Origin of the sequence: Exiguobacterium sp. s141 (assembly GCF_018618085.1) — a bacterium.
Lineage (GTDB): Bacteria > Bacillota > Bacilli > Exiguobacteriales > Exiguobacteriaceae > Exiguobacterium > Exiguobacterium mexicanum_A.
Window position 1 is genome coordinate 197,936 of the sequence record NZ_JACSLJ010000004.1, and the last position, 9,019, is coordinate 206,954.

Below are 9,019 nucleotides of genomic sequence, written 5' to 3' on the forward strand. Positions count from 1 at the left end.
CAGTCCCCCTCAAGCTTTTGTCTCTGTTACAAGTTCCGCCAGTTCAGTTGGATAAAGTCCGGTGAAGCAAGCGGCACACTGCCCGCGCAAGTTCCCTTCGAACGGTCGGTCGATCGCTTCGACCGTTCCGTCCAATGTGAGGAACGCCAGTGAATCGGCCCCAATCTCTTCTTTAATCTCTTCGATGGATTTGGTGGCCGCAATCAACTCTTCCTTTGATGATGTATCGATGCCGTAATAGCACGGATGCTTGATTGGTGGTGACGTGATGCGAACATGCACCTCGGTCGCCCCGGCTTCACGGAGCAACTTGACGATGCGTCTGCTCGTCGTACCGCGGACGATCGAATCGTCGACCATGATGACCCGTTTTCCGTTCACGACGCCTCGAAGCGCCGACAGCTTCATCTTGACACCGCGCTCCCGTAGTTCTTGCGACGGCTGAATGAACGTCCGGCCAACATAGCGGTTTTTAATGAGTCCCATCTCGTACGGAATCCCGCTCGCCTCGGCGTAACCGATGGCCGCCGAAATGCTCGAGTCCGGGACGCCGGTGACGACGTCCGCTTCGACCGGTGCCTCGTCGAACATCTTCTTCCCCATCGCCTTACGGGCCGTATGCACGTTGACGCCATCGATGATCGAGTCCGGCCGCGAGAAGTAGATGTATTCCATTGAACACATCGCGCGGACCGAGGCCTCGCTGTACCGCTCCGACACGATCCCGTCTTGCGTGATCATAAGGAGTTCCCCTGGCTCGACATCGCGTACGTACGTCGCCCCCACGACGTCAAACGCACATGTCTCTGAGGCGAATACGTAGGCTCCGTCCTCGGTCTGGCCGAGCGAGAGCGGGCGCAAGCCGTGAACGTCGACGCCGACGTAGAGCGCGTCTTCCGTCAAGAAGAGGAAGGCGAATGCGCCGACGAGACGGGCCAAGCTATCTGCAATCCGCTCTTTCATCGAGTTGCCGCGGCTTCGTTTAATCAAGTGGGCGACGACTTCCGTATCGGACGTCGTCTGAAAAATCGCACCTTCCGCTTCGAGCATATGTTTCAACTCGTTGGCGTTGACGAGGTTACCGTTATGCGCCATCGCCAAGTCGCCCGTAAGCGACTTGAAGTGGAGCGGTTGGACGTTCTCGAGCGTGTTGCCGCCTGCCGTCGAATAACGGACATGACCGATGGCGTGATGCCCGGTCAATGCGTCGAGCGACGGTTCGTCGAACACTTCAGCGACGAGGCCAAGCCCGCGTTTGGCGTGCAAGCGCTCGCCGTCAGCCGTGACGATGCCTGTCCCTTCTTGTCCCCGGTGTTGCAGGCTGTGGAGGCCGTAGTAGGCGAGGTGTGACGCTTCGTGGTGATTAAAAACCCCGAATACCCCGCACTCCTCGTTCATGCCTCGGATGTCATATAACATGGAATAGCTCCTTCCCATACCCGTTCAAGTTCCGTGACATCCATTTCGATGAGGCGGTCGCTCGCACGGACCGTCAATTGTGGCGTGTCCGTCACCTGTCCGATGCGTGTCGCCTTCGTCAACTTCGCGAACGCATCAGCCTGATGTGGCGCGACTGTGACGAGGAACCGTGACTGTGATTCGCTGAAAAGTGTCGTCACGAGATCTGCGTCGACTGTGACATCTGCGCCGAAGCCCGTGCCGAACACGAGCTCAGGGAGTGCCGCGGCGAGTCCGCCTTCCGATACGTCGTGGGCCGCTGTGACAAGACCTTCCCGAATCGCCGTAAGCAATACTTGTTGCTGACGGCTCTCTGTCTCGAGGTCAAGCATCGGCGCCTGTCCGCTCACTTTACCGTCTTGCAGCATTTGAAGCGCACTGCCACCGAACTCAGGTTTCGTCTCTCCGAGCAAGAAGATGATGTCGCCTGCTGCTTTCGCGAACGACGTCGTGATATGTTCCGGTTTGTCGATCAAGCCGACCATGCCGACGACCGGCGTCGGATAAATCGCCGTCCCGTTCGACTCATTGTAAAGCGAGACGTTTCCACCGATGACCGGTGTATCGAGGGCACGGCACGCTTCGGCCATCCCTTCGACAGCTTGGTCGAGCTGCCAGAAGCCTTCTGGTTTGTCCGGGCTACCGAAGTTCAAGCAGTCGGTGAGAGCGAGTGGTGTGGCGCCGCTGGCGACGATGTTGCGCGCTGCCTCTGCGACCGCAATCGCACCACCGACACGTGGGTCGAGGTACACGTACTTGGCGTTGCAGTCCGTCGTCATCGCGAGTGCTTTGTCTGTATCGCGAATGCGGATGACGGCCGCATCACTTCCTGGGGCGACGACGGTCGACGTTTGAACCATATGGTCGTATTGCTCATACACCCAGCGTTTCGAAGCGATTGTCGGCATGGCGAGCACGTCTTTCCATGTCGAGAGGACGTCCGAGACAATCGGTTGGATTGGTGTCATCGCTTGGAACGTTTCATAGTACGCCGGTACTTTCGACGGCTTATGGTAGACCGGTGCGTCTTCTGCGAGCGCATCGACTGGTACTTCGGCCGCGACTTCCCCGTGATGGAGCAGACGGAGCACTTTGTCTTCGATGACTTCACCGACTTTGATCGCATGAAGTCCCCACTTCGTGACGATCGCTTCGATCTCATCTTCATGTCCTGCCTTGACGACGAGAAGCATCCGCTCTTGTGACTCCGACAACATCATCTCGTAAGGCGTCATGTCGGCCTCGCGTTGTGGGACGAGGTCGAGGTTCATCTCGATGCCCATGCCTGCCTTCGATGCCATTTCGGCCGAAGACGACGTGAGACCAGCCGCTCCCATGTCTTGGATCCCGACGAGGGCCGGGTGCTTGATGACTTCCAAACACGCCTCAATCAACAGTTTCTCCATGAACGGGTCACCGACTTGGACGGCCGGGCGTTTCTCGTCCGCATCCTCACCGAGTTCTTCCGAGGCGAACGTCGCCCCGTGAATGCCGTCGCGTCCTGTCGTCGCCCCGACATACATCACTGAGTTACCGACGCCTTCGGCAATCCCTTTTTGAATGTCTTCATGGCGGATGAGCCCGACACACATCGCGTTGACGAGCGGGTTACCCGCATAGGCCGGGTCGAACGCGACTTCCCCACCTACCGTCGGGATACCGACGCAGTTGCCGTACCCGGCGATGCCTGAGACGACATGACCGAAGAGATGTTTCACACGTGATTCGTTCAAATCTCCGAAGCGGAGCGAGTTAAGGAGTGCGACCGGTCGCGCGCCCATCGAGAAGATGTCACGGATAATCCCGCCGACACCTGTCGCCGCACCTTGGTACGGCTCAATCGCCGACGGATGGTTATGGCTCTCGATTTTGAAAGCGACGGCCTGGCCATCGCCGATATCGACGATGCCAGCACCTTCCCCAGGTCCTTGAAGGACGTGTTTCCCAGTGGTCGGGAATTTCCGGAGGACAGGCTTCGAGTTTTTGTACGAACAGTGTTCAGACCACATGACCGAGAATAACCCAATCTCGGTGTAGTTCGGCTCACGACCGAGCAGTGAGACGACGAGCGCGTATTCCTCATCGGTCAATCCCATCGTGGCGTAAAGTCGCTCTTCACGGATGTGTGTTGCTGTCGGTTCAGTTGTAAGTAGCATGTCGAGTCCCCCATTTCACCATCGAAGTGAATAATCGTTTGCCGTCTTCCCCGCCGAGCAATGCTTCGACCGCTCGCTCCGGGTGCGGCATCATTCCGAGTACGTTGCCTTGTGCGTTCGTGATCCCTGCAATATTCGCGACCGATCCATTCGGGTTGTCGGTATATGTGAAGGCGATCTGCCCATTGCTACGAAGCGTCTCAAGCGTCGCCTCGTCACAGTAGTAGTTGCCTTCCCCGTGGGCAATCGGGACTTGAATCGTTTCCCCGAGTGCATAATCGTTCGTGAACATCGTCTCGTTCGTCTCGACTTTCAATTCGACCGTCTTGCACATGAACTTCAAATCACGGTTACGCATCAATACGCCCGGTAGGAGTCCCGCTTCGACGAGCACTTGGAAACCGTTGCAGACGCCGAGTACCGGACGCCCTTCTTCTGCGAACCGTTTGACTTCACTCATAATTGGTGAGAACTGGGCGATGGCGCCACAGCGCAAGTAATCCCCATATGAGAATCCGCCTGGCAGTAACACACCGTCGTAACCGTCAAGCGACGTTTCCGTATGGAACACATAGTCCGCTTCTTCGCCGAGGACATCTTTTACAGCGTGATACATGTCGAGGTCACAGTTTGATCCCGGGAAGACGATGACAGCGAATTTCATGCGAGTACCCCCATCTCGATTCGATAGTTCTCGATGACCGTGTTGACGAGCAACTTCTCACACATGTCACGCACCATCGCTTCGGTCGTCTCTTCTGCCACTTGAAGCTCGATCACTTTCCCGATGCGTACTGATTCAACGCCTGTAAAGCCGAGATGTTCGAGTCCGCCTTTGACGGCAACGCCTTGTGGATCCAGTACACTTTCACGTAATGTCACGTACACGTTTATTTTTTTCATCAGTTCATTCCCCCTATGCGTGTTAACAACTGGCTATACGTGTCTGTCAGAGATCCGAGGTCTCTGCGGAAAACATCTTTATCGAGCTTTTGTTTCGTCTCTTTGTCCCAAAGCCGGCACGTGTCTGGTGAAATCTCGTCAGCAAGGATGATCGTGCCGTCGACTTTACCGAACTCGAGTTTGAAATCGATCAAATCAATGCCATGGTCATTAAAGAAATCGAGCAATACATCGTTGACCCATAGGCCGAGTTGTCGCAATGTTTCGACTTCTTTGTGTGTGGCAACTTGCAGTAAACGGATATGGTCCTCTGTTAAGAGTGGATCTCCGAGTGCGTCATCTTTATAGTAGAACTCGACGATTGGTGACAGGAGCGGTGTCCCTTCTTCCCAACCGAGTCGTTTCGCAAGGCTTCCGGCGGCAATGTTACGCACGACGACCTCAAGCGGAATGATGTCGACACGGCGCACGAGCTGCTCGCGATCCGATAGTCGCTTAATGAAATGCGTCGGAATCTTGTTATCGTGCATGAGTTCGAACAAGCGCGTCGTGATAGCATTGTTTAACACGCCTTTGCCGGCGATTGATTCTTTCTTCTCCCCGTTAAATGCTGTCGCGTCGTCTTTATAATAAACGCGGAGCACACCCTGTTCTTCAGTCTCAAATAACGCTTTCGCTTTACCTTCGTAAATTGCTTCCATCTGTATCGTCCCCCTTAAAAGTGAGAGGGGCATGACGCCCCTCAACGATCACAAACCACAGCGTTCAAAAATGACATCGACACGGCGCACGTGATGGCTCGGGTCGAATAGGTCGTCGAGCTCGTCACTCGTAAAGAGCGCGCCCATCTCGGCGTCTCGTTCAATCAAAGTGCGGAACATCGTCTCTTCTTCCCACGCCTGCATCGCCTTCGGTTGAACGGCGTCATACGCCGCTTCGCGCGACCATCCTTTTTCGATCAAGGCGAGCAAGATGCGTTGGGAGAAGATGATGCCAAACGTCCGATCCATGTTCCGACGCATATTGTCCGGGAAGACCGTCAAGTTCTTCACGATATTGCCAAAGCGGTTCAACATGTAGTTGAGGAGACTCGTCGCATCCGGAAGAATGATCCGTTCGGCTGAAGAGTGTGAGATGTCACGTTCATGCCAGAGTGGGACGTTCTCATACGCCGTCACCATATGACCGCGAATGACACGGGCCAGGCCGGTCATGTTCTCTGAACCGATTGGGTTGCGTTTATGCGGCATCGCTGACGACCCTTTTTGTCCTTTGGCGAAGAATTCTTCGACCTCACGTGTCTCTGTCTTTTGGAGGCCGCGAATCTCTGTCGCCATCTTCTCGATTGATGTGGCAATCAATGCGAGTGTCGACATGTATTCGGCGTGACGGTCACGTTGTAACGTCTGTGTCGAAATCGGTGCCGCTTGAATCCCTAATTTGTCACATACATACGACTCGATGAACGGATCGATGTTTGCGAACGTGCCGACCGCACCACTCATCTTGCCGAACTCAATCGTCTCACGGGCTGCCATGAACCGCTTCTTGTTGCGCTTCATTTCTTCGTACCAAAGGGCGAGTTTCAATCCGAACGTCGTCGGTTCTGCGTGAACACCGTGTGTACGGCCCATCATGATGTCATACTTATGTGCTTTCGCTTTCTCAGCGAGGATCTCGATGAAGCGGTCGATGTCAGCTTCTAAAATATCGTTTGCTTGCTTAATCAAGTACGATAAGGCCGTATCGACGACGTCTGTCGAAGTCAGTCCGTAATGCACCCACTTCTTCTCTTCTCCAAGCGTCTCTGAGACGGCACGCGTGAAGGCGATAACGTCATGGCGCGTCTCTTGCTCGATCTCCAAGATGCGTTCGACATCAAACGATGCTTTGTCCCACAGGACCGCGACATCTTCTTTTGGAATGACGCCTAGCTCGCTCCACGCCTCACATGCGTAAAGTTCTACTTGAAGCCATGCCTCAAATTTGTTTTGGTCTGTCCAAATCGCCGCCATCTCGGGACGGGTATAACGTGAAATCATAAAACGGTCTCCTTCCAGATTGCCAATTGTTCGATGGTCTGAAGCGCTTCTTCGACGGAATCGGCGAGCACGTTCAAGTGCCCCATCTTCCGACCAGTCTTCGCTTCCTCTTTTCCATACAAATGTAGTTTAACATTCGACGGTAACGTTTGCGGATTCAGCTCATCCATATGTTCGCCTAACAGGTTAACCATCACGACCGGGGTGTGGAGTGTCGTACGACCGAGCTTCATACCAGTGATTGCCCGTACATGTTGCTCGAACTGGGACGTCTCACAGGCGTCAATCGTGTAATGCCCTGAATTGTGGGGACGGGGAGCAAGTTCATTCACATACAAGGAACCATCCTCCATGATGAACAGTTCAACCGCAAGCGTTCCAATCAATCCGATGTGGTCAGCGAGTTGAAGGGCCAAATGCCGAGCCTCTTCCAAAATGTCTTGTTCCACTCGTGCTGGCACTATCGATAAGTGTAAAATATTTTGATGATGAATATTCTCGCTGATCGGGAACGTTGTCGTCGCGTGAGCCCCTCTCGTTACGATAACCGAAATTTCTTTTTTAAAAGGCAGCCAAGCTTCGGCCACGTACTCCGTCTCTTCGAACTGATCCGTAAATGTGCGAACATCTTGCTCCGTCCGCAAGACCGTTTGGCCTTTTCCGTCATATCCGAATCGGCACGTCTTGATGACGAATGGGAGGCCTAACACTTCTCTCGCTCGAGTGACGTCTCGGAGGGAACGAACTGGAACATATGGAGCGACGTGAAGGCCCGCACCTTCAATCATTTGCTTCTCATAGAGCCGATGCTGTGTCGCCTTTAAGACATCCATCCCTTGCGGACACTTGTCAGCGATAGCTTCAATCATCGCTGTATCGATGTTTTCAAATTCATATGTGATGACGTCTGAACGCTGAGCGAGTTCACGAGCTGCTGTTACGTCGTCAAATGTAGCCACGATGCTGGGCGCGACTTGAGCGGCCGGTGCGTTTGGGTTTGGATCAAGACTTAGCGTTTCGTATCCCATAGCACTCGCGCTGAGTGACATCATCCGACCTAGCTGGCCTCCGCCTAAAATTCCGATTCTCATCAAATCAGCTCCTCTGTCGCTTTGAGTGCCATATCTCGTTTCACTTGGCGGTAAACCTCGAGACGGTCAATCAATTCAGAGGATTGGAGGCTCAAGATTTGCGCCGCGAGAAGACCTGCGTTCGTCGCCCCAGCTCGACCGATGGCGACGGTTGCGACCGGTACACCTGCAGGCATTTGAACAATCGAGAGCAATGAATCAAGTCCGTTTAACGCCTTCGATTGTACTGGTACCCCGATGACGGGTAATGTGGTCTTTGCAGCGACCATACCTGGTAAGTGAGCTGCGCCTCCCGCTCCTGCGATAATGACTTGTATGCCCCTTGCCCGAGCTCCCTCAGCGTAGTCGAACATTAAGTCCGGCGTCCGATGCGCCGAGACAACTTGTTTTTCATATGGAATACTCAACTCTTCAAGGATCTCACAAGCATGGCTCATTGTTTCCCAATCGGAAGAACTACCCATGATCACACCTACTGTTGCCTTCACTTAAATGTCCCCCTTAAAAAAAGAAATCCCTAAACCGAATAACCAGTTTAGGGTATAGACCACGACAAAAAAATGTCGACTATACCCCATAGTCTGATCAGAGTCGGCGATCAGGTAGAAACTTGCGAGCCATTTCCTCGCGATTATATGGAGCACTATTTAATTTGTTCTTAACTCACACGCCTATCGTACCTTGTTCATTCAAAACATGTCAACAAACGGCGAACAATTTAATTGTCTGAATATTCATCGTTCGTCTTTAGGTTCATTAAAACACAAAAAAACCGCCACTCATTCGTGACGGTTTGGCATTATGGTTTGAGAGCAACGCACTCAAATAAAATCGACTGATGGGAATGTACAGGTTCGTCTTTGGTTCCCGTTTGTTCAAAGACAGGCTTCTCAATCCTACGTACCGGGCGATACCCCATTTGAGCAATTCGATTTAAACACTCATCGATTGTCTCGTTTGGCTCGACGTATACTTTGATTTTTTTGGCCATCTGTTCTTCCTCTCTTTCATTTGAATCGCGATATAAATAAAAAAAGCGGCGGCCCTTGAGCGAATGCTCCAGAACCACCGTTTGCCTGGCGACGTCCTATCCTCACAGGGGGAGACCCCCAACTACTTTCGGCGCTGAAGCGCTTAACTTCCGTGTTCGGCATGGGAACGGGTGTGACCACTTCGCTATCGCCACCAGACAAAAGAATATTAACATCGCCTCGAGGGCGTGTCAATCCATTTCAGGGTTGTTCCCTGAAAACTAAAGACTCATCAATTCATACAAACCATTAGACTAGATCAAAGCCTCGACCGATTAGTATCATTCAGCTCCACACGTCGCCGTGCTTCCACCCATGACCTATCTACCTCATCGTCT

The 9,019-nt window shown here is 53.3% G+C and carries 9 protein-coding genes, 2 rRNA genes and 1 riboswitch; all 11 genes read right to left on the minus strand.

Annotated elements, in window-relative coordinates:
- Window positions 1–9: 9 nt before the first annotated feature.
- Window positions 10–1,419: an amidophosphoribosyltransferase gene (purF, locus tag KNP74_RS10955; RefSeq protein ID WP_058765678.1), complete on the minus strand. Its 1,410-nt coding sequence runs from the start codon at window positions 1,417–1,419 to the stop codon at window positions 10–12.
- Window positions 1,395–3,614 carry a phosphoribosylformylglycinamidine synthase subunit PurL gene (gene purL / locus KNP74_RS10960; RefSeq protein ID WP_034781321.1) on the minus strand — a complete coding sequence of 740 codons (2,220 nt, stop codon included), beginning with the start codon at window positions 3,612–3,614 and terminating at the stop codon, window positions 1,395–1,397. Before purL ends, purF begins: the two co-directional genes overlap by 25 nt.
- A complete protein-coding gene (gene purQ / locus KNP74_RS10965) occupies window positions 3,598–4,278 on the minus strand; it encodes a phosphoribosylformylglycinamidine synthase subunit PurQ (protein WP_034781324.1) in 681 nt (226 codons plus the stop codon). The genes purL and purQ overlap by 17 nt, the downstream gene beginning before the upstream one ends.
- Window positions 4,275–4,517: a phosphoribosylformylglycinamidine synthase subunit PurS gene (gene purS, locus KNP74_RS10970; RefSeq protein ID WP_138860026.1), complete on the minus strand. Its 243-nt coding sequence runs from the start codon at window positions 4,515–4,517 to the stop codon at window positions 4,275–4,277. The genes purQ and purS overlap by 4 nt, the downstream gene beginning before the upstream one ends.
- Entirely contained in the window at window positions 4,517–5,218 is a 702-nt protein-coding gene (purC, locus tag KNP74_RS10975) for a phosphoribosylaminoimidazolesuccinocarboxamide synthase (protein ID WP_138860027.1), read from the minus strand. The genes purS and purC overlap by 1 nt, the downstream gene beginning before the upstream one ends.
- Window positions 5,219–5,266: 48 nt before the next feature.
- Entirely contained in the window at window positions 5,267–6,559 is a 1,293-nt protein-coding gene (gene purB, locus KNP74_RS10980) for an adenylosuccinate lyase (RefSeq protein WP_214712328.1), read from the minus strand.
- A complete protein-coding gene (gene purK / locus KNP74_RS10985; protein ID WP_214764271.1) occupies window positions 6,556–7,650 on the minus strand; it encodes a 5-(carboxyamino)imidazole ribonucleotide synthase in 1,095 nt (364 codons plus the stop codon). The genes purB and purK overlap by 4 nt, the downstream gene beginning before the upstream one ends.
- The gene (gene purE / locus KNP74_RS10990; protein ID WP_138860030.1) at window positions 7,650–8,138 is read right to left on the minus strand and encodes a 5-(carboxyamino)imidazole ribonucleotide mutase; all 489 of its coding nucleotides are present in this window, start codon (window positions 8,136–8,138) and stop codon (window positions 7,650–7,652) included. Before purE ends, purK begins: the two co-directional genes overlap by 1 nt.
- Before the next feature lie 69 nt (window positions 8,139–8,207).
- A riboswitch (purine riboswitch) is annotated at window positions 8,208–8,309 on the minus strand.
- A gap of 140 nt (window positions 8,310–8,449) precedes the next feature.
- On the minus strand, window positions 8,450–8,641 hold the full coding sequence (locus KNP74_RS10995; protein WP_034781380.1) for an NETI motif-containing protein: 192 nt from the start codon (window positions 8,639–8,641) through the stop codon (window positions 8,450–8,452).
- 83 nt (window positions 8,642–8,724) lie between these two features.
- Window positions 8,725–8,840 (minus strand): 5S ribosomal RNA (gene rrf / locus KNP74_RS11000).
- A gap of 96 nt (window positions 8,841–8,936) precedes the next feature.
- Window positions 8,937–9,019 (minus strand): 23S ribosomal RNA (locus KNP74_RS11005); the annotation flags it as partial.

Coding starts and splice junctions, on each gene's coding strand:
- purF (WP_058765678.1), bottom strand. CDS start 1,419: ATGTTATATGACATCCGAGGCATGAACGAGGAGTGCGGGGTATTCGGG.
- purL (WP_034781321.1), bottom strand. CDS start 3,614: ATGCTACTTACAACTGAACCGACAGCAACACACATCCGTGAAGAGCGA.
- purQ (WP_034781324.1), bottom strand. CDS start 4,278: ATGAAATTCGCTGTCATCGTCTTCCCGGGATCAAACTGTGACCTCGAC.
- purS (WP_138860026.1), bottom strand. CDS start 4,517: ATGAAAAAAATAAACGTGTACGTGACATTACGTGAAAGTGTACTGGAT.
- purC (WP_138860027.1), bottom strand. CDS start 5,218: ATGGAAGCAATTTACGAAGGTAAAGCGAAAGCGTTATTTGAGACTGAA.
- purB (WP_214712328.1), bottom strand. CDS start 6,559: ATGATTTCACGTTATACCCGTCCCGAGATGGCGGCGATTTGGACAGAC.
- purK (WP_214764271.1), bottom strand. CDS start 7,650: ATGAGAATCGGAATTTTAGGCGGAGGCCAGCTAGGTCGGATGATGTCA.
- KNP74_RS10995 (WP_034781380.1), bottom strand. CDS start 8,641: ATGGCCAAAAAAATCAAAGTATACGTCGAGCCAAACGAGACAATCGAT.